The following is a 22807-nucleotide window of genomic DNA, read 5'->3' as shown; positions in this document are numbered from 1 at the left end:
AGCAGTAAATATCAAAGAACCCCTGAGGAACACACCAATCCCTCGGCATGTTGGAGAACAATCTCTCGTGCACTTACATCCGTTTTGGTGGAGTAGCGTAATTTTTCAAATAAGTGCTGCGACCGCAGCGAGTCGCTGCGGTCGCAGCACAAAGTCAGGCAAATGCACTCAGACTCAGGGCTATACGTGCTGGCTTTTCATGACGATAGTCAAGAACCAGTTGACGTTCAACCAAGGCATTGATAGCGATCTCCATATCGTCCCGAAGCCTCAACATGGATGGCCCTAACCGGTACAAATCCGTCAGTCGAAAAGAAGACAAATTTCTTGTCCTCACTTGGTCCTTGAGCCATCCTAACAATTCCTCGGAATATCTATCGATCACATTGATTGCCTGAGGCGGTCCAAATATACGCAAATGCTCTTCCAAATAGTAATATGAAATTTCAATTGATCGCCAGAGCATATCATCCGAAATAACCGCATCACCCGTTAGAAAATACTGCATGTTAGCAGCACGACGGGCGATATTGTTCGGCGCCTTAGTAGCAAAACCCCGCATATGCTCATACTGCCCACCCTTTCTGAGCTCTCTTTCAATCCAGTTTGAAAAACCAATCCATGTTTTTTTAGCCTCTTCAGAAAATTTCACTGTTAATTTAGGTTTCTTATTCTGGTACCTATCCCACCCTTCACCAAGAATTTCCGTAATCCTATGGCGGTAGTGGTCTAACCAAAAATCGGCACCCTCACTCGTTGAATATTCCTGAATTCGGCGATTTCCAACAAGTGATCTCGGCCTGCAAAACTCCGTACGTTCAAAGAAACCGAAACCCAGACCAAAAGCCTTATGACGCCTCATAAATGCTTCGAGCTGCCCCTCTTGAATCATTATCAAAATTGCCATGCAGGGATGACGGATAGTAAAACTCGGGTAGCTCCTCCGATCCACAGAGATCTCAGACCCGCTCCAACCATCACAAAAGAGAGGCAATCCCTTAGCTGCCCTCCCATTCAAAATGACACCCCCCTCCGCAGAGTTCAAAAATATGCTAGGCTGATCTTTATGCTGATAAATTACTGCCTCAGGAGAAGCCTCAGATAATATAAATCTAGGCTCCGGATTATCATCCAAATCGGCCTTCCGGTCTTTTTTTTTACCCTTTTGCGCAGATTTTTTACTCTCATTCTCAGCCCTCCACTCATCACTTTTTTTCCAATAAAATTGGCGAATAGGATTTACTACGGCATTATCGACAGCCGTCTTTCCAGAGCCACTATCACCAACAACACCGCCATATTGCCCAACTGGTGCAATCTGGCCAGTTGGCAACTCAACCACCAATAGATTCTGATTAACCGCACTCATCCCCGTTAACAACGAAGTCGCCACCATGGCCATGGGAGCCTGGGTTCTTTCTTGAACAGTTTTAGAGATATTCTCCAGCATCGAAGAAAATGCATTTAACGGAAAATCATCCATGATTAGCTCCTTTATAATTTTTCGAGCGATTTTCTACCCACTCCTCAATACTCTCCAGCTTCCAACGCGAAGGGCCCACCCCATCATCCGAATAGCTAAAAGGCCTAGGAAAATCCTTTTTATACGACCGTGATGTTGGCTTGATATACTCATACACGGTGGACTTTGAAATACCGATTAATATAGCAACCTCTTTCACGCTCACCGTACAAGGGCGAATTTTAGAATTAGTCATACAAAACCCCAGATTCAAAAAAATACAAACCCTTACTCGGCACGGCTTGATCCGCGACGAGCTCCAAAATGAAACGCAAACGTTCAAAACGAATGCGGAAATTACATACGCACCGCGTAGGTGCCAAGGAACAGAAGCGAGTAAATCGCTCTGGGGACTAGTGGCCAGGACGCGAGGTCATGAGACACTTTTAAACCGCCCGGGCGCCGGCGCGGTTCATTTGAACTCGGTTACTGGCTGCCAATTGCTGGCGCCCCGAGGGTCTAAGTAGGACGGATTTACGCCTAACTTGATTAAGCTCGAGGGATGAATGCCAATAAATGGCGCCTCGAGGATCTGCAAAGGACGGCTTTACGCCTTGCTTGATTTCAGTGTATCGGAGGGGCGGCAACTCCGTCAAGAGCGCGCCCACGAAAGCGACGGGTGAGCATGTTCACCGTCTTTTGAGCAGCAGTGCCAACACCACAAGGGTGCGCTGCCCCGCCAAGCGATGGGACGTCGCCTTAGCCGTTTGCTTTCTGCACTTGGAATTCGCATGCTGACACGCGCGCGCATCATGCCTTAGGCGCCTCAGGCGCACGGCTTGCCCACATAGCCGTTGTCACACAGCAGCAGCTGTAACTTGCCCAGGGCAGGTTAGCAGCGCTGCGATCCCTTGAGCGCCCCCTGTGCGATCTGACACTTCGGCTGATATCACCGCGTTAGCGCTGGGCAGGCCTTGGGTACCCACTCCAATGTGGGGCTTGGCGCCCGAGACTTTGCTGCCCGCACCATGATTTTTCAGGACTGCTGTGCCTCTGTTCTTCACACTCTGCACGTCTACGATCAACAACGCGCTTGAGGCGTTACGACAAAGTTTCTCGCGATCCGCGCGCCCTGATTTTTTAAGGTCTGCCCCAGCAAAGCCCCGCTCAAGTTCACGGTGCGCCGTTTTCGCTAGTCACGGGTCACGATCGAAATTGGCAGAACGTGCGCAGCGGGTACAGCAAGGAGCATGCAAACTGATCTATGGCGTTGACCTGGTCATGCGCCGTGCCTGTTTCTGCACAACACTGATCTGCTTGAACTGCCTGCGACCAATATCGCTTGGGTGTTTTTCTATACCCCCACGCATTGTCTTGATGCACAGGGGAACTCATGAGTAGCGTCAGAGGCTTTGCAGTGCGTCCGATGAGGTCCATCCAAGTCCTAACCAATGGCACTGGTGGTTGGTAGGTTGAATGGTAGATACAAACAAAAAAGCGCCCCGAAAGGCGCTTGTTTGCATACTTACTGGCGGAGAGGGTGTCTGCCTGATTGAGATTCAATGATAACTAATGACATCTATAAAATTCCTGCAAGTCTTTGTTTTGTATAGATATTTATCCAAATCAATCTAAAGACATCCAACAGCAGCAATTGCTTGATGGCATACTGGATGGCATACCGGAACGCAACTCCAATGGCCACCATTACCGATACCAAAGCCAGGAACATCAAACCCTCTGACACCGCCATTCCCCATGGAAGCGTGACCGGTTTGGCACTACATCCTTCCAACCTGAAGGGCCATGGAAAGTGGGTCCTCCGATACGTAAGCCCCGTGTCGGGCAAACGTCGAAACGCGGGCTTGGGTTCTTACCCGGAGATCAGCATCGCCGAAGTAGGCAAGCGTGCGACCGCCATGCGTATTGCACTAGCGGAGGGCAAGGATCCTCTGGAGGAAAAGGCAAAGCTAGAAGACAAGCCCAAGATTCCCACGTTCAAAGAGGCAGCTTTGAATCTGCACGGTGACCTTCTTCCTGGCTGGAAAAACCCAAAGCATGGCCGCCAATGGATCAACACCTTGGAGGAGTACGTCTTCCCGCGGCTTGGAGGGAAATTTCTTCATGAAATCCAACCTGGCGATGTTGCAGAGGTCCTGAAACCCATCTGGCTCACAAAGGCAGAAACTGCTAGCCGGGTCAAACAGCGCATTCACGCTGTGATTGCTTGGGGTTGGGCTCACGGATACTGTCAATCAAACCCAGTTGACGTTGTTGGACACCTGCTCGCGCAGCAGCCAGGCAAGGCTGTACGAACTCAGCATCATCCAGCTATGCCATGGCGCGAGATTCCGAAGTTTGTGCAGGAACACCTCTGGCAAAGCACTCGACCAGAGGTGACGCGCACAATGCTTGAGTTTGTAATCTTGACGGCCAGTCGCTCAGGGGAAGCACGAGGAATGCGCTGGAGCGAGCTTGATCTGAAGAACAAAGTATGGACGATTCCTGCGGAGCGAATGAAAGCAAAGCTTCCCCATCGCCTTCCCCTCTCCCCACGTGCAATGACGTTAATTGAAAGGCAGAAGGGCCAACATGAGAACCTTGTCTTTCCGTCGATTCGTGATCGGGTTGAGCTCTCGGATATGGCTCTGACTTCACTACTTCGAAAGCTGAAAGCACGGAGCGACACGCCAGGAAGAGTCGCGACGACCCATGGGTTTCGGTCCAGCTTTCGGGATTGGTGCAGCGAGATGGGCTACTCACGAGATCTGGCCGAGCGGTCCTTGGCCCACACCATCAAAGATAAAGTCGAAGCGGCCTACCATCGCACCGATTTGTTGGAACAACGACGAGAGGTTATGAATGCTTGGGCAGCATTCGTATCTGGCAAGCTGTCTTTAGGAATTGCATCAGAAAGCCCGATTTGACAGCGAATTCGCGAGACATTTTGTCAACTTGAAAATTCTCCCAACCAGCTAGATCCGCCTCATTTTTGCCGGGAGTTCTTGGGAGGTTTGCAGTAAGCGCTCACGGAGATTCTGAGAAGCCAACGATTGGCCTGAGGGGATATGCGAAGGCGATACCAAAGTTGTGGGGTCAGGTTTAGGCTGGTTGCAGACCTTCAGCGGAGCCAATCAGACGGCGGTTTTTCGCCCAAAGCCGCCTCTTGATGGCGCAGTGGTTGAATTTCTAAGCGAACATCCGAAGTATTTGTGCTCCGCACCTGAAACCTACCTCAGCGTTGAGGGTGCGGCTCATTCGGTCATTCTTACGGGGAAGCCGTAAGTAGTCGCCAAGGTGCTAAAGGGTTGAGCCATAGGGTGCTAACGCTTTGGCGGCTGGAAGCTCTCGATATACGCCTCCAAGGTCTTGCCATTTTCCAACAGGTCCCGCGGCTGCATATTGCCGCGGCGCATCTTGAGGTCCAACAGGTCCAGTCGCGCGCGGCCGTATCCTGTGGCGGCGGCGTCCTGCAGCAGGTTCTCGGCGCGCTGGAAATCGCGCGGTACACCGCGCGGGGCTTCAACCAGTAGCTCAGCCAGCAGGGTCTGGGCGAGCGGGAAGCGCCGTTCGGCGGCTTTGGCTAGGTAACGGACGGCGCGCGCAGGATCGGCGGGAACGACCCCGTTGCCCCTTGGCGTGGTCTGGGCTTCCAGTCCATAGGTGCTGCGCGTGGCCCTGGTCTTGGGCGTGACGGGCGCGGCGTACACGCTGCCCAGGATGGTCAACGCCATCGCATCCCCAGCGGCTGCGCGCTGTTCCAGCACGCGCTTGCTGTTGATGTCGAAGTTCATCACCGCGAACTGCACGTGCTCCTCAAGTTGCGCGAGGTTCTCGTTCCAGAAGCGGACCGGCACGACAGGGGGCGGTGTGTCTGTGTCGCCGCGCTTGCGTCCGGCTCCCACCGAAGAGGTCGGGGCCGAGGCGGCCACGCCCACCTGCTCAGTGCTAGCCAGGTGTGCGTCGCCGACCAGGCCACTGCTGACCCATGGCACCTGGGTGTCCCCGGTTTCGGCGCTCACGTCGCGCTGGGTAGCCTCGACGATCTGCTTGAGCGACAGGTCGGGCCGAGCAAGGTGGCGATTGAAGACAGAGCTGAAGTCGCTGTTGGCTCCGGTGCCGTCGCGCGCAAGCGCACCGGGCGCGGTGGAGTAGAAGGTGAGCATTCCACGCGCGGCGCGCGGTGCCGCCGCCATGCCCTGCTGGGGTACCCCGCGCAGGAGAGGGTTGCGGCAGGCATCCACGACGATCACCGATACGCCCATGTCCTGGCGCAGCAGCGATTCGATCCAGCGCAGCGAGATGCCCTGGCGCTTCATGTCCAGCGAAGTGGCGGTGGCCAGCTTCTGGTCCACTGCCAGCAGGTAGTTGATGTTCTCCACAGCGATGCTGTGCCCGGCGTAGAAGAAAACGGCGATGTCCGCGCCCCGCGCGGCTTGGCCGAAGGCATCCAGATCGGCTTTGAGTTGCGCGGTATTGCGGTCTGTGGCCAGGCTCGTATGGAAGCCGAGCTTGCGCAGCGTGTTGGCCGTAAGGGTAGCCTTGAGCGGCCCCTTACGGCCAGCGAACTGGGACAACTGCGCGCCGCCGCCGAAGCGGACCCAGCGGTGGCCGACGATTGCGCTACCTTTGGATTGCTGGCCGCCCTGCGACTTGAGCAGCGCATGGCCCGGCACGAAGCGCCCGCGTGGGAGGCCTTCCAGGCGTTGGCACGGCGCCACGCCGCGATGCCTGTGGCGGCTGGACCTGCCGCTGCTGACGGCTCGTGGGCATGGCTGAGGCAGTGCATAGCTTCGTTGCGCTCGGCCATGTCGGGGCTGGTCGCCTTCGCGATGGTGATCGTCGTCCTCCAGGCCGGCGCCCTGGTGTGGCTGACCCAACGTCCAGTGCAGGAAGACGCCATGCGTGGTGGCGGTACCGATGACAAAGCCAACTGCCCGGCCGTCCTGTTGCGCCTGGCGCCCCAGACAACGGCGGGTGAATTAACACGAGTGCTGATCCAATCGCAGGCCCGCGTGGTGGACGGGCCGGACGGTGCGGGCGCCTACCGCATCGTAGGACCGCAAGGCTTCGTGCAAGATGCGGCGGCGGTGCTCGGGCCCCTGGCGCAGGAAGTGGGTCCGGCGCCCCGCTGCGCAATCCAGTCCAAATAGACCGAACCCTGGAGCACTCCGCCGCGATTGGTCTTTATGCCCGTCCAAGATTGCCCCGTCTTCTTCATCCTCCACGTGCTTGCCGTCACCTCTGGCCCGGTAGGTGTTTGAAAACCTCGACTGATGAGCGTCTGTGTCCTGCGCACGACCGTACCCCGCATGCAATGTGACTTAGATTCGCTAAAGTGCGGACATGATGTACGAGCTTTACGTACACGCCTTTACTCCTGAGAGCATGACTCGACGTCCGCTCTCAAGCTAAAAAAGATCACCATGATCCAGACAGAAAATCATTGTCCCAGTTGCAACAGCAAACAGTTGGTCTGGAAACAAAAAGCACAGGTTTGGGAATGTGCCGACTGCGAAGAACGTTTTGCAGACCTGGGATCAGCCCCCCCCTCCAGGAAGCTCGATGGCCAAACCTCGCGCCCCAAGAACATCTTCTTTTCTTATGGACACGACAGTAATAGGGAACTGGTCGAGCTGTTCGTGACCAGTTTGGAAAAGCGTGGTCATAAGGTTTGGATTGATTGGAAAGAGATTGGCGTTTGGGATGATTGGAAGGGCCGTATTACACGTGGTATCGATGCCAGTGAACTGACGATTGCCTTCATCAGCAACCATGCCATGCGCGACCCGGGTGTCTGCCGCAATGAGATTGCTATCGCCATGAACCGCTTTGGCAGCATTCACCTGGTACTGCTAGGGAAGCTCTTCACGAATCGGTTCTGGCTGTGCCATAGCGATGCCGAACTAAAACAGCACCGGCTTTCGAGAATCGGGCGCGCCCAGCAGGCGCTGCGCGAGGGCAATTGCCCGGTTTCCAGGGGCATTAAGCCCCTTGCAGGCGCACCTGTCCCCGACAGGCCAGCAGTTTGTGCCTTGCCATCCACAGGTTGGACAGCGCAAACAGCGTGACGATCTGCGCCGTGTTCTTCTTGAGCCCACGGTAGCGCACCTTCACATACCCGAACTGCTGCTTGAGCACTCTGAACGGGTGCTCCACCTTGGCCCGGATGCTGGCCTTGGTCCGTTCAAGTTGGTCAGTCAGCGCATCCACAGGCTTGTCTTTGTCCAGAGCCCGGCGCAATCCCGGGCGCATGGCCACATGCCAACGCACGTTCTTGTTGGCATCGGGCCGCCTGTCCACCCCTTGGTAGCCAGCGTCACCAAAGGCATCAGTTTCTTGCCCATGGAGCAGACTGTTTGCTTCCACCACATCGTTCACATTCCCGCTGGTGCCCCGAACGCTGTGCACCAAGCCTGAATCCGCATCTACGCCAATGTGGGCTTTCATGCCGAAGTACCACTGGTTGCCCTTCTTGCTTTGGTGCATCTCGGGGTCGCGCTCGCCGCTTTGGTTTTTGGTGGAGCTGGGTGCGGCAATGAGCGTGGCATCCACCACCGTGCCCGCTTTGAGTTGCAGCCCTTTGGCCTGCAGCAGCGCATTGACGGTAGCGAGTATTTGTTCGGCCAGCTTGTGGCGCTCCAGCAGATGCCTAAAGCGCAAGATGCTCGATTCACTGGGGATGCTCTCGTCCCAGTGCGATAGGCCCGCAAAGTCCCGAAAGGCGGGCACGTCGTGCAAGGCTTCTTCCATGGCTGGGTCGCTGAGCTTGAACCACTGCTGCATGAAATGGATGCGCAGCAGGGTCTGCACCGAAAAAGGCTGCTGGCCCCTGCGCCCACCTTCGGGTGCGTAGGGCTCTATCAGCGAGACCAACTCAGCCCAGGGCACCACCAGTTCCATGGCATCAAGGAATTCACGCTTGCGCGTGCGCTTGGTGGTGTTGCTCAGGCCCAGGCTGCTTTGCTTCATGGCCTTATTGTCTGGGCTTCAGCCATGTCCGAGCACACAGCGCAGGGATTCGTGCAGAGGGACCTTAGGCGAAGTCTTGTGCACCACGTTCGTTCATGAACACACGCCCTTTACTCAGGGTATCAAACGCCTACGATGGAAAGACCACCGCAATATGTCGATGCGAGGCGACGATGTGCTGGGTTTCAATCTGAATCCAGCGACTGGACATTTGACAGTGCTGAAGGCGGAGTCAAAAAGCGGTCAGATCATGAGCGCGACTACGGTGAATCGCGCTCGCGCGGCTCTCTCCGATTTCGGCGAACTTCCATCGCCGCATGCTATGAGCTTCGTGGCCGATCGGCTCACCGAGCCCGGCGACATTCAGTTGAGAAATGCGATCGACGATGCGCAACTGAAGCACACACTGCAGCCTGCAGATGTCACACATCTTCTGTTCGCCATGAGCGGCAACGACACTACCAAGATTCTTCAAGTCAACTTGAGTAGTTACGCTGGTGGATCTGCTCAAATCTATGTCGGTCTGAAGGTTGCAGAGCATCAAAAGTTCATCGGTGCCGTTTTTTCGGCCGTGGGGCCCTGATGGCCGCGACGCTTGAGGAGCTGCGTTCCAACATCCAGGAGGCAGTGCAACCGGGTTATCGGCAGCAACTTCTGGCCAGAGGTCAAGCGCGCGGAATGATTTGGCAGGCTGGCTTGTTGCCAATCGACGCACCCGGCTTTAGTCCACAGTTGTCTGAAGACCTTCTCTCCTTCGGATACTCACTACTCCTTCACGGTCTGCGCTACCTGGATCTTGGTGGAGATTTTCCAACCGCAAGAGTCGCATTCGAGGTTGCGGCAGAGTCTATCGAGGCTGTGATCGCAAGGGGAGAGCGCAACGAATCGCGTGACTTTCACCGTCTGATCGCGGGAAGTGCCTATCACCTAGGACGCTTTTCGGCACGGGCATATTCGCTCCTCCACTCAAGCCTTGTCGAGGCCAATTTTTCCGTTGTTGAACGATGTCTTGCAATGCTGATCCTGCGAGATCTGAGCGGTGTCAGTCGTGCGATCACCAATTGGTTCGAGTCTGGCGTGGGCTCTGATGTCAACCTGATGGCTCAAATAGAGCCACTGTTCGGCGCGGATGATCCGGGGACTAATTCCCGATATGACGAGGGGGTAGTCGAAGCCTTACTGCTTGGATTGGAAGGGAACTTCCTATCGGCTCTGTCGCAGACGCTTCTTGCCCTGGAGCGAGGTGAGCAAGGTTTGATTGCTCAAGCCCAGGAACGTCTTAAACGAGGGCTCTCAGTCGCAGGTGAGATGAATTTTGTCAGTCAATGGTGGGTGCACAGATTGGCGCTCTACATCGTTGACGGCCTCTGGACTAGTAGCTTCCACGCTATCTTGCCCATGCAGGGACCGAACGGGACAGAAGTCGGCGATTGGGCCGCGTTGCGCAAGCAATTCATCGCGTCCCTGATGTGCCGCAACCGCTCGGAAATTGAGCTCTGGCCGTCCCAAGTAGACGCTGCGAAGCGCGTGCTTGAGCTCGATAGAAACCTAGTCCTCTCTTTGCCCACCAGCGCGGGTAAAACCCGCATAGCCGAGTTGTGCATCCTCGCTTGCTTAGCTGCGGAGAAACGTGTTGTGTTCGTGACGCCTCTGCGCGCACTGTCAGCTCAAACTGAAGTGTCGCTGCGTCGTACTTTCGGCGCATTGGGGAAGACCGTTTCGAGCCTCTACGGCAGCATCGGCGTTAGTGGCAGCGACGTGGATACTCTGAAATCGCGTGATATCGTGGTGTCGACTCCGGAGAAACTCGACTTCGCGCTTCGAAGCGACCCAACACTGCTCGACGACGTGGGACTCGTCGTACTCGATGAAGGACACATGATTGGTCTCGGTGAGCGTGAGGTCCGCTACGAGGCTCAGATCCAGCGACTGCTTCGCAGGCCCGATGCTGCCTCGCGTAGGATCGTGTGCCTTTCCGCGATCCTTCCAGAGGGCGAGCAGTTAGCCGACTTCACGGCTTGGCTAACATCGGACCGTCCTGAAGGACTCATCAAGAACAGTTGGCGACCTACGCGTTTGAGGTTCGGTGAAGTCGACTGGAACGCCAAAACCAAGATCGCACAACTCAATATCGTCGTCGGAGATGAACGCCCGTGCGTCCCAAAGTATGTAATCGGGAAAAGGGTTTCCAAGAGAGCGAATGCCAAGGTCTATCCGGCATCGCAGACCGACCTCTGTATTTTCACCGCTTGGCGCTTGATTGAGGACGGCCAGTCTGTCCTGGTCTTCTGCCCACTGAGGGTTTCGGTGAAAGCATTCGCCAAGCGCATCATGGAGTTGACCGACCTCGGGCTACTCCCTCCAATCATGACTCCGCCACCGACTGCCATTGCGTCCGCTTTGACTGTCGGGGCTGAATGGTTTGGTGCCGACCATCCTATCTTGTCGTGCTTGCGCATGGGCGTGGCGGTTCATCACGGCGAGCTTCCAAGAGACTTTCGCAAGGAAGTTGAGCGATTGCTTAGAGACGGAATACTGCGGCTCACAATATCGTCACCTACGCTCGCACAGGGCCTCAATTTAGCCGCTACCTGCCTCATCTTCCATGGGCATTTTAGGAATCGCAAGGCAATCGAGGAGTCTGAGTTCCGCAACGTAGTTGGCCGCGCTGGCCGTGCATATGTGGACATCGAAGGCTTGGTGTTGTATCCCATGTTCGACGACCACTTAAAGCGCCGCGCAGTTTGGAAAGCGCTGATCAAGAGCGAAAAGGGCCGCGAGATGGAAAGTGGGCTCTTCAGTCTGCTTGCTTGGCTGCTCGGCCGAATGGCCAAGAGGTTGGGAACCGCAGATTTGAATGCGTTGCTGGCGTATGTGGCAGGTCAAGGTGCATGGGACTTTCCGGTAGTGTTGGGAGAAAGCACGGGAGAAGCGGCCGCGGCTATAGATGAATGGCCTCGGCATTTGACTAGCCTGGATACAGCCATATTCAGCCTGCTTGGGGACTCGCAGGTGACAGAGGATACCGTTGAGGCGAAGATAGACGAGGTGCTTTCCTCATCGCTACTTCTGCGTCGGCTGGCCAGAAAAAGCGAAAAAGTTCAAACCGAGGTTCTCGCTGGGCTGAAGGCGCGTGCCAAATTCATCTGGGCTAGTTCAACTGCCATTCAGCGAAGAGGGTACTTCCTCGCTGGCGTTGGTCTGGAAACAGGGCGCAAACTTGATGAAAAGGCTGCGGAGCTTGAGTTGCTTTTGCTTGGAGCAAACGTTTCCGTGGATGTCCAAGATGCTGACCAGGCTGTCCAATCGATCGTGAAGTTCGCAGAGATTGCTTTTGGGATTACGCCATTCAAACCGAAGACGCTACCGGGTGATTGGCGTCAGATCCTGGAGAAATGGTTGCGAGGAGCGCCTATTGCTGAGTTAGGCGCCGAGGATGCTGATGATGCGATCACACTGATTGAGCATGCATTTGTCTATAACCTGCCTTGGGCCATGGAAGCTGTGCGCGTTCGGGCCGAGGCCCACAAAGACCCGTTCGACGAGGTCGCCAGCCTAGCAAGCTATGGCAACGCGAACGCGGTTGCTGCAGTAGAAACGGGAACGCTATCGGTGCCTGCTGCGATGCTCATCAAGCAAGGATTTGCGTCCCGGCTTGGCGCCATCAACGCAGTTGCCACAACTGGCGCAACGTTCGATAACGCGGCCGAAATGAGGGCGTGGTTGGCTTCTGCGCCCGTCAGACTGTGGGGTGAGTTGCTCACATGGCCAACTGCTGAGTCGCATGAATTGTGGAAGGACTTCATCGCTCCGCACGGTGCCGGTAGTTCCGCTCCTTGGACGGCGATGGCGTACACGGGACAGGTCAAATGGCATTCTGTGCCAATGCCGCCTGGTGCGCCCCTACGCATAGCAGCCTCTGGACCGAGCGCCGGACTTATTTTCACAAGCGACTACAAAGAGGTTGGCAGAGTTTCCTACCCGTTTAATCAAAATGCGATAGGTTTGACGCTAGCAACCGCAACTGGTGATATCGACAAGATTCGGTTTGAGTACATAGGCCCGAACGATCTGATCGTCAATTGATTTATGCCAAGAGATTCACCCCCGCAGCCGCAATAAGACAACGCGCAGGGCGTAGCAGCCCTGCACGATTCCTTGGAACAGCTGTTGCCAGATACGTCTCCGTTGCCTTTACGGCAGGCAGACTGGTGCTCGGCATTAATGCGGATTCCAGTCGCGACCCGGCGCACACATGCCGATCGACATCATTGAGCGTGGCAGCTAGATCAAGATGCCTTTCGCTATATGTCAGCGCGTCAGCGTGACGTATGGATCGTCACTGCGTGCGCTGAACACATCACCGTAAGCGATTGGCAATCCCATATTGACTGTTTGGCAGCGCGCGAGTAGAGCAGGAAGGCAATAACATGCTGGCGAACCACGCATGTAGCGCCGCCCGCCCATCAAGATGTCCACAATCATTCGTCCCGAAGAACCACGGGATGCGTTGGCCATTGAGCGCGTAACCGTTGAAGCATTCGAGAATGCGCCTCACACGGACCACACGGAACAGTTCATTGTTCGCGAGTTGCGGCTTGCCAATGCCCTTACGGTATCCATCGTGGCTGAAGCTCACGGGCAGGTTATCGGCCACGTGGCGGTTTCACCTATCCATATCAGCAGTGGCGTTGACCGATGGTTTGGACTGGGGCCAATCTCCGTGCTTCCTGCGCATCAGGCAAAGGGTATCGGCACCCAACTTATGCAAGCGGCACTCGAGCAACTGCGGGCAACATCCGCGAAGGGGTGCGTTGTACTGGGTGACCCGGGCTACTACAGCCGATTTGGCTTTTCGAATGTCGCAGGCCTGGTGCTGCCGGGCGTGCCGGCGGAGTATTTTCAAGCTATCGTATGGGACTCAAGTACCCCGCAGGGCGAGGTCACCTATCACCGAGCGTTCCAAGCGGTGCAATGAACCATCTCGTGGTGCGCGCCGTGGCTAGATCTGAGGTCGCCAGCGATGCGGCATCAGCTCATGTATCAAGCTGGCCCGTTGGGTTGGCAGACGCGTCAGCACATCCTTGAGGTAGGCATACGGGTCGTGACCGTTCATGCGCGCTGGCTGGATCAGACTCATGACGGCGGCGGCCCGCTGGCCGGCTGGCCGGGGCGCAGACTGCAGGCAAACAGCCAGTTGTTGCGACCAATGGCGATCGGTTGGATCTGGTTCTCGATCCGGTTGTTGTCCACCGGCAGCTGGCCGTCATCGACGAATCGGGTCAACGCCTCCCAGCGCCGCAGGCTATAGTCCAGCTCCTTGGCAGTGGCCGATCCCTCAGGCACCTTCTGGCGCTGCAGTAGCATCCATTGGCGCAACGTGTCGAGCACCGGTTTTGTCTGCCGCTGCCGGATGTTCCGGCGCTGCGTGGAATCAAGATCCCTGACCTCGCGCTCGATGTCGTAGACCCGGGCGAACTGCTGCAGGGCGAACTCGGCAATCTGGCTCTTCTTGGCTGCGTGCAGGTCGAAGAGCTTGCGGCGCGCATGCGCCAGGCAGCCCACCTCCGTCACCCCACTGGCGATCAACGGCTTGTAGCCGCTGAAGTCGTCACAGGTCAGGCTGCCCTTCCATGCCCCCAGGAATGTCCGGGCGTGCTCGCCGGCACGCGACTCACAGAAGTCGTAGACCACGGTTCTCATGTGAGTATCGCTTCACCGACAGCGACTACTATTTATGAAGAAAAGTCCAAAAGGAGACCTTGCTGGGTTTCCTGCATACCTTCTGTTTCGCGAGCATTTGGTGGACCTTCGTAATCTCTGGGTCCAACTCTCAAGCGCTCCGCCGCCACAGGGCCAGCAGCCTGCTCTCGCGCATCAGATGCCGCACTCGGTGACGCCCGATCCGATAGCGTAGTGGGCGCAGGCGGCCTCCTTCATGAAAGGGCGAGGCCCCTGCACGCGCCGAACGAAGTAGTCGACATACGCTTGCCGCCGCGCCGCCACGTCCGAGAAGGCGGGGTCCGAGGTCATCCAGTCGTCGGGAACCAAGGCGACCAGGGCGTGGAGCACCTCGGGTGTGAGGCGGGCGCTCATCTCGGCGTCCACCTCGTGCAACTGGGTGGCCAAGGGCAGCAGCACATGGTTCTTCACCAGCGTGAAAGGGCTTTGGGCCCGATCAAGGAAGCCGTCCCACTGATGGTGGAAGTAGAGCGCGGCGCCGTGATCGATGAGCCAAACCTTGTCATGCCAAACGAGTATGTTGGTATTGCGTAGCGTGCGATCGGGGTTAGAGACGAAGGCGTCGAACCAGACGATGCGTGACGCCAGCGTGCCATCGGGCTTGGCCGACCGGGGTCCGAACATCGTGGAACCCGGAAGGTAGTCGAGCGCCAGGTTCACCCCGCTGCTGGCATGGACCAGGTTGCGGATCAAGGCTTCGGGCTCATGGCGGGCCAGCTCGGCGTCCAGTTCGACGAGAACGATCTCGGGCACTGGCAGGCCAAGAATGCGTGCCACCTCGCCTGCCAGCAGTTCAGCCACCAGCGCCTTCAGACCTTGGCCCGCGCCGCGGAACTTGAGCACGTACATGCCGGCGTCATCGGCCTCAATGAGGGCTGGCAGCGAGCTGCCTTCGCGTAACGGGGTGACATACCGGGTGGCAACGACGGTTCTGGGGAGGGTGGCGGTGCAAGGCATCGAACGATTATCACGAAGGCCGCGCGGCTCTCCAGACCGCCAGCGGCCAGTGTGGACAGAGGTAGAACGCAAGAGAAAGCTGCTTCGTCGTTCAGATGATCACCAGGTGCGGCGGGGTTCTTCGGCCTAAATTGGTTCAGTGATACATGATGTCCGGTGCACGCAGTAGACGCGGTGCGTTTTGCCGTCACCCGGTTTGAGCATCGCCACCGGCGTCTCATCCGCGTGAAGCACGCGGTGTTGCAGGATCTCAGCCTTGAGTGCATCCACCAGCGGCTGCAGACGCACACCACACGTGCCCACCCACTGAGCCAGGGTCGATCGTGGAATGGCCAGCCCGGCACGCCCGAAGATCGCCTCCTGGCGGTACAGCGGGAGGTGGTTGGCGTACTTGCCCGCCAGCACCTGGGCCAGCAGACCGGTGGTAGGGATGGCGGCTTCATGTCTGGCCGCGGCAGGTCACCTCCCAATAGAATGGCAGGCTCGTGTCCACCACCGAATACCATTTATTCAGGGAGGAGGCATGTAGCACTTTGCGCTTCCAGATGAATCTGCGCAGAAGGCTTTGAGCTTCGTCATGGTGAAAGAAATTGAGCCCGCTGCAAGCTGCCTCATGGTCAGTTCGCCATTCACCACACGGAAGTTCCCGGTTGTATAACACGCATGTGGTTCCCACCCCACCGAACGACTACCGGTGCCCTGAATACGCTCACACCAGCCGAGCGATCCGACCTCAAAACCCACCGAGGACTTGATGAGATATTCAGCCTGAAATTTTTCATCGACGAGAGAGACGTCGATTGAGACCGGACAGTTATCAGACTCCGGCCCAATGCACTTGATTGAAAGAGTTCCGGCAGCGGCCAGCAAAGGTGCAGCCAAAAACAAGATTGCAAAGGTTCGCTTCATAGATCAATCCTTCTCGGTCATGGACGACCGCTTCTGGCGGATAGCGGAAGTCTAGTCCACCGACCCAATTGTTCCTCCGCGATGGTCTAGCCTGCTTGCCATCTGCCCACGGTGCCGAACTCGGTGTCCACCGTGCCGAACTGGATGTCCAGGAGAGCCGAAATACGCACATAGCTCGCCAGCTGCATGTGAACTTCGCGCCGAACAGCTTCTCGGAGAGCGAAGTAGATCCGTCCCAGATGTCGCCCGAGAGCCGGCACAAACTACTGGAGGAGATGAATAGGTTGCGAGCGGAAAATATGCTGCCTAGCAACATTGAGGTCCGCGAGGAATAATTGAAGGCTTTGCATTGGAACGCATTGTTAGTCGCCAACGGGGTTCATGGATTCAAGTTGGTCCTGAAGTTCCCGACTCACCGCCTTGAAATCCCAGACCGCCTGAGCCTGCGGCACGCTTAAAGAGCGGTCGTCAACCTGATGCGGGGCCAAATACTAGGACCTCCTCGAGAGCTGGTTGCCGTGCTTACTTATCTTCAGATAACAGTCTGATTGCTCCTAGATTACATCTCTGTAATCAAGGTGCAAATCTCTGATTTTTGCTTGACCCTGAAGTCACTTCAAGCATTCCAATCTTCCTATCACTTCATCAAAGGGAGATTTTTATGGGAATGTTCGAAAGACTTTTTAGCGGCCACCATGGAAAGAGGAGCCACCACGATAGTGGCTATCGGAATGACGATCACCACCGAGGCTATCGCGATGATCGAGTGCCTCAACAACCTCCAGCCCAGGTGAACCAGATCCCTTGCCCATCGTGCGGAACTGCCAACGTTCCAGGCGCGCGGTACTGCCATCAATGCGGTGGAGGCATGGTTGCAGCACAGTGCGCAAAGTGCTCTGCAACCCTTGCGCCCGGAGCGCGATTCTGCGGTGGATGCGGGCAACCCAAGAGTTGATGCAAGCCTGACTTTCACATAACAAACTTGTAATCCAGCAGTGCGCAAGTTGTCGGCATGCGGTCAGCAAACTGTCACATGTGACTCGTCGGCTGTCCAAATGTCGGGGCAGTTCTCCGGGCACGTTGTTAACACCTAAGGAGATACCAAATGACTGCTCGCACCTTTATCACTGCCTTGACCCTTGCTGCGGTTGTAGGCCCGGCCATGGCCAGCAGCGTGATTCATCCCGCACCGACAGAAATGGGATACACAACGCACCCTGAGCATGCTGAACGAGGGAAGTCGCGTGATCAAGTGATCGCTGAGATGGAAAAGGCAAAGCAGGACGGGCTGTGGCAATACCACCGCTTTGGCGCACCAGTACCGGTGAAGGGCACAGCAGCAACGCGCAACGAGGTCCTGGCAGATTTGGAGCGCTCGCAAAAACATCCCAGCTGGGCAGCGCGCCGCGTTGGTGCTCCAGTCCCTGCCGTGCCAGCTCCTTGAATTGGCCACGCAAGACTTAATTTAGCCCCGCGCGAGGCTGTTCGATAGGGTGTGAGACTGCACAACCGAGTTCGCACGCAGGCCCAGGCATTGCGACTACGCACAGGGCCGGTATCAGAACGAAGACCCCATGAAGCGTCGCTTCAGACATCTGAACTCCCACCGCGGGGCCTGTATTCATGAACTCCCAACAAGTCCTCACAGCAGGGCAGCATGCACTCTACATGTTGCTATTGTTGGCGGCCCCCATCGTGTTAGTTGTACTACTGGTTGGATTTATCGTGAGCGTCCTGCAGGCTGCTACGCAGATTAACGAACCAACTCTCTCGTTCATTCCAAAGCTTGTGGCCGCAGTCGTGGCCTTGATTGTTGCGGGCCCATGGATGATCGGAAAACTGGTGGACTACCTGCAGGGAATACTTTGGTCGATACCCAGCTTGGTCGGATAGCTTCCATCTAGAGACCTTGTGCTGCCAGGCTCGTTGGCAATCAGCAATTGGCACTTCCATTCTAGGAATGACTTGTTGATCACTGGCCGCCCGTGCGCAATGGAGCACCCCCAGTCCTCACACGGCACTCTGGCGCTCAACCAGGATCAAGCTGGCAATACCCATAAGCAGCACTCCGCCCAGCCCCTCGGATCAACTGCCCACGACTTCATTGAGCACACGGCCCATCATCACACCCAAAGTCACCAGGGTGAAGGTCGCCAGTGCGATGGCCAAGGCCAACGTAGCCACGTTGACTTTGAGCAATGCATGGGCCCATGCCAGTACCCCAAAAGCACTCCCACTCACTGAAACTGCCTCCCAGTTCAGCCGAAAGGGCGGACCACAGTCCTCAATTGCGCGGTGCAGATCCCTGAACTGATCTTCGGCCTTGTATGCACCTTACGCACGCGTGTGAACCAACTCCAGCCCAATTTCTGTGATCCCATCCCTGCTTTGCGCGGTGGTGCGACCACCATGCATTCGAGCAATGGCTGCCGTGATTGCAAGCCCTAACCCATGGTTCTTCTGACCATGGGTGCGGGAGGCAGATGCTCTGAAAAATCGATCAAAGATGCGCTCAACCACATCAGGAGGAATGGTGTCTCCCACGTTTGCGACGGCAACGCTAACCTTGTCTTTTGATACGGCAGAGATCTTCACGAGCACTCGTGTGCCAGGGCGCGCGTACTGGGTGGCATTGCCGATGAGATTTGACAGCGCTCTTCGCAGAAGTGGCTCATCAAAGTAGCCTGATGTATCGCCTGAAATCGTGAGTTCCAACCCGGCTTCCGCGAGGGCCGCCTCGTGATAGTCCGCGACCTGCTCGACGACACCTGCCAAGCTCTGGGTGAACGCGCGCCTGGCCACCGCTCCGCGGTCCGCCTGGGAAAGAAATAGCATGTCGTTAACGATTCCCGTCAGGCGGTGCAGTTCCTCGAGGTTGGACGAAAGCACTTCCCCCATGTCAAAGCTGCTGGGTTTGCGCAATGCCAATTCGTTGCTTGCAAGCAAAGTTGCCAATGGCGTGCACAGCTCGTGGGCGACGTCGGCATTGAAGCCCTCCAGTTGCGTATAGGCTTGATCCAATCGGCCGAGAAGTCCGTTGAACTGTTCAACCAGCGGTGCCAGTTCAGCGGGCTGACCGGCGCCATCGAGTCGTTGGCGAAGATTGTCAACGGACAGGGACTGAGCCTGCGAAGCCAATTTGCGAACCGGGGCCAGTCCAAAGTGCACGATCGACAGCCCGCCCAGGGAAACTATCAGAGTGCCCACGATAGCAGCCACCGCTAGCGTTAACGCAAGGCGCTGGAGGTGAAGTATGTCGGCCGTGACATCCATCGAGAGCGTGACCTGGAGAGGCTCGCTCAGACCCTCGCTAGGCCGGACCTCGAACAGCCTCGCAGTGCGTTTGATCGCGTCAGGCGGCGGCTCAACAGAGGGGAAATACAGGTGTCCATCCTGGGTGCGGACGATCAAGCGGAAGTTCTCGTGCCCTATCAGAAAGTCCTTGAGCGGATGATCCCTGGGAGTCTGTTGCGCATGCTCCGTCGTGCTTGTCAGCAGGTGACGCACGATGGCTTCCTTCTGCGAGAGCGTCTCATCCTGTCGCTCAGCGAGATTCGACGCAGTGACGAGGTAGACGACCAGGCACACTGCGCCAAGGCCGATAAAACTCTGCACCGCCAGCCACAGAGACAGTCGTTGGCGCAGCGATCGTGGGCGCAGCAGCGTCATCCGAGGCGCTCTTCCATGATGTACCCCATACCCCTCACTGTATGGAGTAATGCCTTGTCAAACGGCAAGTCCATCTTGGTGCGAAGTCGGCGGATGGCGACTTCCACAACGTTGGTGTCGCTGTCGAAGTTCATGTCCCACACCTGTTCGGCGATCTCCGTACGCGAAAGCACTTCGCCCTTTCTGCGAAGAAAAAGTGTCAGAAGCAGAAACTCCTTAGCGGTGAGCTCGAGCCTCTGCCCGCCTCGGGTTGCTTTGCGCCGAATCAAATCCAGCTCAAGGTCAGCAATCCCAAGCACCGTAGGCTCACCTGCATCGCGTGAGCCGTGACCGCGCCTAAGAAGTACCTGAATGCGTGCGCAAAGTTCGGAAAATGCGAACGGCTTGACCAGGTAGTCGTCGGCCCCCGTCTGCAGACCTAGTACGCGGTCTTCCACACTCACCCTGGCAGTCAGCATCAACACAGGAGTTTGCTTCGTCTTTCGAAACGCACTCAACAACGTGAAGCCGTCGATTCCAGGAAGCATGGCATCAAGCACCAGCAAGTCGTAGGAACCCTCGATGGCCATGTGAAGACCATCAACGCCGTTGTGCACCACATCGACGTTGTAACCCGCCTCTCCGAGCCCTTTGCGAAGGTACTCAGACAGCTTGACCTCGTCTTCGATAAGCAAAATTTTCATGGCTCCATTTTCCGAGAAAAAATAGCATCTTTCCAGATTACAAATTCGTAATCTCACTGTTGGCGCTATGTCGAGGATGGGTTTCTAAAGTTCGCTTCAAGGTCGTTGCACATCGCGGTGACCGAACTTAAACGAGGAGACCCCAGTGAACAAGCAACACAACATTCTTCTGTCACTAGTGGCCGCTGCAGTGCTCGCCCCGAGCGCTTCATTTGCGTCCTCCCTTTATCACGAGACTGGTGGCGAGATGGGCTCTTCGACCAACCCCAGCCACGTCACCAGCCAAGTCTCGCGCAGCGACGTTCTACAGGCATTGGATGCGGCCCGCAAAGACGGAACGTTGGCCATCCTTTCCAAAGGTGGTGTTCCGCCCGTAAGCGCCACCGGCCCTGCAAAAACCCGAGACGAGGTGCGCCAAGAGTATCTGAACATGTCGGTGGAAGAACGGGTACGTCTGCAAAGGCTGCACGGAAGGTAATTTCCGCCGCGATTGCAATCGACCAGTTGCCATTGAGACGCGCCACGCAGCTCGGGTGATTGAGGTGGTCACCCCTTGGTATCAGTACCAGCGGACCTATTGTGGGTCGAATTCATGTACTGAGCAAACGCCTGAAGAGCCAGATGAACCAGAGACAGGAACGGCTCATCAAGCCGCAGCACATTGCCACACCGTGGCTTCGTTGGCTTTTGCACCGCCCCAGGCTAACTATAGAGTCGCTGGTGCTGTGCCTCAGTCTGTACTTCGCGCTGGTATGCAACAGCTCATTCCTTAGCGCGACTACTGCAAATCGCGATTGGGCAGCCCCCCAGACTTGGCTCTTTGCGACTGCCCTTGTGCTGTCTTTGATTGCGGTACACGCGATGATCCTTGGTGTCGTACTGTCTCGCTGGACCGCGCGTCCTATCCTGAGTCTGCTCGTCATTGCTACAGGGTTCGCTACCTTCTACATGCAACGCTATGGGGTGTACTTCGACCCTAGCATGCTGCGCAACGTGATTCGCACGGACCTAACGGAGGCAAGCGAGCTAATCTCCTGGAGCATGCTTGCTCATGTACTCGCGTACTCAGTAGTGCCTGTCTGGTGGATATGGCGGGTCCGCATCGATCACCGGCCGATAGTCCTGACACTCGTTCGACGTTTCATCTTCGTTGGGTGCGCTGTAGTCCTGAGCGTCGTTGCAATTCTGGCTGTGTTCCAGGACTTCTCTGCGCTGATGAGAAACCAAAAGGAGTTGAGATATCTCATCACGCCTGCGAACCTGGTCTATTCGACCGCGCGAGTCCTTTCGGCGGACACGCAGGCGGTGGCGCGGGCACGAACATCGGTGGGTCTTGACGCAAAAATGGCCGCATCGTGGGCTGGCAAAAAGCCAGCGCTGGTAATTCTGGTCGTGGGCGAGACTCTTCGAGCAGCCAGTTGGGGAATGAATGGGTATGAGCGCCAGACAGCACCCAATATGCAGGCGTTGGGAGCGCTGAACTTCAGCAACGTGACAGCTTGCGGAACCAACACCGAGACGTCACTTCCATGCATGTTCTCTGCGGTTGGCCGTCGGGACTACGACGAGAGCCGGATACGCTCCAGTGAATCCCTGCTGCACGTTCTCTCGCGTGCCGGATTCTCGGTCCACTGGAGGGACAACCAGTCTGGCTGCAAAGGCGTCTGCGATGGATTGGATGAGCAACGAGTCGATACGGCCACATCGCCGCAGTTGTGCTCAGACGGTCGATGCCTCGACGAGGTACTGTTGAAGGACCTGAAGTCGCTCACCGGCAACGCTCAGGGCAGTGTGGTCGTTGTCCTTCACATGCTGGGCAACCACGGCCCTGCTTACTACAAGCGCTACCCCGATTCCTTTAAGCGTTTCGAGCCAACTTGCGAAACTGCTGAGCTTCGCAAATGTGATCGCGAAAGTATCGTGAATGCCTACGACAATGCCGTGCTCTACACCGACCATGTTCTGAGTCAGACGGTCCGCTTCCTCAAGAGCCAGGAGAACCAGTTCGACACGGCAATGCTCTACGTGTCCGACCATGGTGAATCATTGGGCGAGAAAGGTCTGTTCCTTCATGGCTTGCCAAGAGCCATTGCGCCGAGTGAACAGACGCAGGTACCGATGGTCTGGTGGCTCTCTGAAGGATTCACGCAAAGCATGGGCTTGAAACGAGATTGCCTCTATGAGACGAGTACAGATGCACTCTCTCACGACAATCTGTTCCACTCGGTTCTGGGAATGCTGCAGGTTACGACCAACGCCTACGAACCCAAACTCGACATCACAGCTGGATGCCGCGCGCAATAGCGGCAAGGCAGGCTGCAAGCATGTTCGGGCCACGCAGATGGTCAAGTTGTCAGGTGGGGGGGTGACCAACCAGTGAGTCGTGTCAGCGCTGCTACGGGTTGCCAACTGC

At 56.6% G+C, this 22807-nt stretch carries 21 protein-coding genes and 2 pseudogenes; 11 read left to right on the top strand and 12 right to left on the bottom strand.

Going from position 1 to position 22807, the window contains the following annotated elements:
* Nucleotides 1-154: 154 nt before the first annotated feature.
* The 3 genes from CLU85_RS06425 to CLU85_RS23295 all read right to left on the bottom strand — a co-directional run bounded on the left by CLU85_RS06425 (nt 155) and on the right by CLU85_RS23295 (nt 2547).
* Nucleotides 155-1483 carry a YfjI family protein gene (locus CLU85_RS06425; RefSeq protein ID WP_100409554.1) on the bottom strand — a complete coding sequence of 443 codons (1329 nt, stop codon included), beginning with the start codon at nt 1481-1483 and terminating at the stop codon, nt 155-157.
* A complete protein-coding gene (locus CLU85_RS23605) occupies nt 1476-1718 on the bottom strand; it encodes an AlpA family phage regulatory protein (RefSeq protein ID WP_100409553.1) in 243 nt (80 codons plus the stop codon). Before CLU85_RS23605 ends, CLU85_RS06425 begins: the two co-directional genes overlap by 8 nt.
* A gap of 601 nt (nt 1719-2319) precedes the next feature.
* The gene (locus tag CLU85_RS23295) at nt 2320-2547 is read right to left on the bottom strand and encodes a transposase (RefSeq protein ID WP_369858307.1); all 228 of its coding nucleotides are present in this window, start codon (nt 2545-2547) and stop codon (nt 2320-2322) included.
* A 612-nt stretch (nt 2548-3159) separates the two neighbouring features.
* Here CLU85_RS23295 and CLU85_RS06415 point away from each other — a divergent pair.
* Complete coding sequence (locus CLU85_RS06415) at nt 3160-4389, top strand: site-specific integrase (RefSeq protein WP_015013017.1); 1230 nt, start codon at nt 3160-3162, stop codon at nt 4387-4389.
* 396 nt (nt 4390-4785) lie between these two features.
* Here CLU85_RS06415 and CLU85_RS06410 read toward each other — a convergent pair whose 3' ends face one another.
* The gene (locus tag CLU85_RS06410) at nt 4786-6138 is read right to left on the bottom strand and encodes a caspase family protein (protein ID WP_157803930.1); all 1353 of its coding nucleotides are present in this window, start codon (nt 6136-6138) and stop codon (nt 4786-4788) included.
* On the opposite strand from CLU85_RS06410, the gene CLU85_RS22925 reads away from it, so the two are divergent.
* Entirely contained in the window at nt 6127-6615 is a 489-nt protein-coding gene (locus CLU85_RS22925) for a hypothetical protein (protein WP_157803929.1), read from the top strand. The two genes, CLU85_RS06410 and CLU85_RS22925, sit on opposite strands and share 12 nt — an antisense overlap.
* A 273-nt stretch (nt 6616-6888) precedes the next feature.
* The gene (locus CLU85_RS06400; RefSeq protein WP_100409550.1) at nt 6889-7533 is read left to right on the top strand and encodes a toll/interleukin-1 receptor domain-containing protein; all 645 of its coding nucleotides are present in this window, start codon (nt 6889-6891) and stop codon (nt 7531-7533) included.
* Here the strand turns inward: CLU85_RS06400 and CLU85_RS06395 are convergent.
* Nucleotides 7448-8434: an IS5 family transposase gene (locus tag CLU85_RS06395; RefSeq protein ID WP_100409549.1), complete on the bottom strand. Its 987-nt coding sequence runs from the start codon at nt 8432-8434 to the stop codon at nt 7448-7450. The two genes, CLU85_RS06400 and CLU85_RS06395, sit on opposite strands and share 86 nt — an antisense overlap.
* On the opposite strand from CLU85_RS06395, the gene CLU85_RS06390 reads away from it, so the two are divergent.
* The 3 genes from CLU85_RS06390 (at nt 8364) to CLU85_RS06380 (ending at nt 13412) form a co-directional block, all read left to right on the top strand.
* Nucleotides 8364-9017, top strand: a complete 654-nt coding sequence (locus tag CLU85_RS06390; protein WP_100412398.1) for a Hachiman antiphage defense system protein HamA — start codon at nt 8364-8366, stop codon at nt 9015-9017. The two genes, CLU85_RS06395 and CLU85_RS06390, sit on opposite strands and share 71 nt — an antisense overlap.
* The gene (locus CLU85_RS06385; RefSeq protein ID WP_100409548.1) at nt 9017-12520 is read left to right on the top strand and encodes a DEAD/DEAH box helicase; all 3504 of its coding nucleotides are present in this window, start codon (nt 9017-9019) and stop codon (nt 12518-12520) included. Before CLU85_RS06390 ends, CLU85_RS06385 begins: the two co-directional genes overlap by 1 nt.
* Before the next feature lie 385 nt (nt 12521-12905).
* Complete coding sequence (locus tag CLU85_RS06380) at nt 12906-13412, top strand: GNAT family N-acetyltransferase (RefSeq protein ID WP_100409547.1); 507 nt, start codon at nt 12906-12908, stop codon at nt 13410-13412.
* Nucleotides 13413-13436: 24 nt separating this feature from the next.
* On the opposite strand, the pseudogene CLU85_RS06375 reads toward CLU85_RS06380, so the two are convergent.
* The 4 genes and pseudogenes from CLU85_RS06375 to CLU85_RS22920 all read right to left on the bottom strand — a co-directional run.
* A pseudogene (locus CLU85_RS06375) lies at nt 13437-14137 on the bottom strand (IS66 family transposase); the annotation flags it as partial.
* A gap of 174 nt (nt 14138-14311) precedes the next feature.
* Entirely contained in the window at nt 14312-15133 is an 822-nt protein-coding gene (locus tag CLU85_RS06370) for a HipA family kinase (protein WP_100409546.1), read from the bottom strand.
* Nucleotides 15134-15298: 165 nt separating this feature from the next.
* Nucleotides 15299-15574, bottom strand: a pseudogene (locus CLU85_RS06365) (transposase); the annotation flags it as partial.
* Nucleotides 15575-15643: 69 nt separating this feature from the next.
* A complete protein-coding gene (locus tag CLU85_RS22920) occupies nt 15644-16042 on the bottom strand; it encodes a hypothetical protein (RefSeq protein ID WP_157803928.1) in 399 nt (132 codons plus the stop codon).
* Nucleotides 16043-16703: 661 nt separating this feature from the next.
* Here CLU85_RS22920 and CLU85_RS23600 point away from each other — a divergent pair.
* The 3 genes from CLU85_RS23600 (at nt 16704) to fliQ (ending at nt 17935) form a co-directional block, all read left to right on the top strand.
* On the top strand, nt 16704-16997 hold the full coding sequence (locus CLU85_RS23600; protein ID WP_100409545.1) for a zinc ribbon domain-containing protein: 294 nt from the start codon (nt 16704-16706) through the stop codon (nt 16995-16997).
* Nucleotides 16998-17147: 150 nt separating this feature from the next.
* Entirely contained in the window at nt 17148-17486 is a 339-nt protein-coding gene (locus CLU85_RS06355; protein WP_100409544.1) for a DUF4148 domain-containing protein, read from the top strand.
* Nucleotides 17487-17665: 179 nt separating this feature from the next.
* Complete coding sequence (gene fliQ / locus CLU85_RS06350; protein WP_100409543.1) at nt 17666-17935, top strand: flagellar biosynthesis protein FliQ; 270 nt, start codon at nt 17666-17668, stop codon at nt 17933-17935.
* A gap of 192 nt (nt 17936-18127) precedes the next feature.
* On the opposite strand, the gene CLU85_RS22915 is transcribed toward fliQ, so the two are convergent.
* From CLU85_RS22915 to CLU85_RS06340, 3 genes are all read right to left on the bottom strand, one after another.
* A complete protein-coding gene (locus CLU85_RS22915; protein WP_157803927.1) occupies nt 18128-18283 on the bottom strand; it encodes a hypothetical protein in 156 nt (51 codons plus the stop codon).
* A 93-nt stretch (nt 18284-18376) separates the two neighbouring features.
* Entirely contained in the window at nt 18377-19711 is a 1335-nt protein-coding gene (locus tag CLU85_RS06345; RefSeq protein WP_100409542.1) for a heavy metal sensor histidine kinase, read from the bottom strand.
* A complete protein-coding gene (locus tag CLU85_RS06340) occupies nt 19708-20394 on the bottom strand; it encodes a heavy metal response regulator transcription factor (protein ID WP_100409541.1) in 687 nt (228 codons plus the stop codon). Before CLU85_RS06340 ends, CLU85_RS06345 begins: the two co-directional genes overlap by 4 nt.
* Before the next feature lie 145 nt (nt 20395-20539).
* Here CLU85_RS06340 and CLU85_RS06335 point away from each other — a divergent pair, with 145 nt between their 5' ends.
* Both CLU85_RS06335 and CLU85_RS06330 read left to right on the top strand, forming a co-directional pair.
* Nucleotides 20540-20872, top strand: coding sequence for a DUF4148 domain-containing protein (locus tag CLU85_RS06335; RefSeq protein ID WP_100409540.1), 333 nt, complete (start codon nt 20540-20542; stop codon nt 20870-20872).
* A 143-nt stretch (nt 20873-21015) separates the two neighbouring features.
* The gene (locus CLU85_RS06330) at nt 21016-22698 is read left to right on the top strand and encodes a phosphoethanolamine transferase (protein WP_100409539.1); all 1683 of its coding nucleotides are present in this window, start codon (nt 21016-21018) and stop codon (nt 22696-22698) included.
* The last annotated feature ends 109 nt before the right edge of the window (nt 22699-22807 follow it).

Source organism: Acidovorax sp. 69 (assembly GCF_002797445.1).
Classification (GTDB): domain Bacteria; phylum Pseudomonadota; class Gammaproteobacteria; order Burkholderiales; family Burkholderiaceae_C; genus Acidovorax.
The sequence above is the reverse complement of the archived record's forward strand: the minus strand, read 5'-3'. Positions and strand labels throughout refer to the sequence as shown.

Excerpts from the sequence above, each read along its gene's own strand:
- CLU85_RS06425 (WP_100409554.1), bottom strand. The coding sequence starts at position 1,483 with ATGGATGATTTTCCGTTAAATGCATTTTCTTCGATGCTGGAGAATATC.
- CLU85_RS23605 (WP_100409553.1), bottom strand. The coding sequence starts at position 1,718 with ATGACTAATTCTAAAATTCGCCCTTGTACGGTGAGCGTGAAAGAGGTT.
- CLU85_RS06415 (WP_015013017.1), top strand. The coding sequence starts at position 3,160 with ATGGCCACCATTACCGATACCAAAGCCAGGAACATCAAACCCTCTGAC.
- CLU85_RS22925 (WP_157803929.1), top strand. The coding sequence starts at position 6,127 with ATGGCCCGGCACGAAGCGCCCGCGTGGGAGGCCTTCCAGGCGTTGGCA.
- CLU85_RS06400 (WP_100409550.1), top strand. The coding sequence starts at position 6,889 with ATGATCCAGACAGAAAATCATTGTCCCAGTTGCAACAGCAAACAGTTG.
- CLU85_RS06390 (WP_100412398.1), top strand. The coding sequence starts at position 8,364 with ATGGCATCAAGGAATTCACGCTTGCGCGTGCGCTTGGTGGTGTTGCTC.
- CLU85_RS06395 (WP_100409549.1), bottom strand. The coding sequence starts at position 8,434 with ATGAAGCAAAGCAGCCTGGGCCTGAGCAACACCACCAAGCGCACGCGC.
- CLU85_RS06385 (WP_100409548.1), top strand. The coding sequence starts at position 9,017 with ATGGCCGCGACGCTTGAGGAGCTGCGTTCCAACATCCAGGAGGCAGTG.
- CLU85_RS06380 (WP_100409547.1), top strand. The coding sequence starts at position 12,906 with ATGTCCACAATCATTCGTCCCGAAGAACCACGGGATGCGTTGGCCATT.
- CLU85_RS06370 (WP_100409546.1), bottom strand. The coding sequence starts at position 15,133 with ATGCCTTGCACCGCCACCCTCCCCAGAACCGTCGTTGCCACCCGGTAT.
- CLU85_RS22920 (WP_157803928.1), bottom strand. The coding sequence starts at position 16,042 with ATGAAGCGAACCTTTGCAATCTTGTTTTTGGCTGCACCTTTGCTGGCC.
- CLU85_RS23600 (WP_100409545.1), top strand. The coding sequence starts at position 16,704 with ATGGGAATGTTCGAAAGACTTTTTAGCGGCCACCATGGAAAGAGGAGC.
- CLU85_RS06355 (WP_100409544.1), top strand. The coding sequence starts at position 17,148 with ATGACTGCTCGCACCTTTATCACTGCCTTGACCCTTGCTGCGGTTGTA.
- fliQ (WP_100409543.1), top strand. The coding sequence starts at position 17,666 with ATGAACTCCCAACAAGTCCTCACAGCAGGGCAGCATGCACTCTACATG.
- CLU85_RS06345 (WP_100409542.1), bottom strand. The coding sequence starts at position 19,711 with ATGACGCTGCTGCGCCCACGATCGCTGCGCCAACGACTGTCTCTGTGG.
- CLU85_RS06340 (WP_100409541.1), bottom strand. The coding sequence starts at position 20,394 with ATGAAAATTTTGCTTATCGAAGACGAGGTCAAGCTGTCTGAGTACCTT.
- CLU85_RS06330 (WP_100409539.1), top strand. The coding sequence starts at position 21,016 with ATGAACCAGAGACAGGAACGGCTCATCAAGCCGCAGCACATTGCCACA.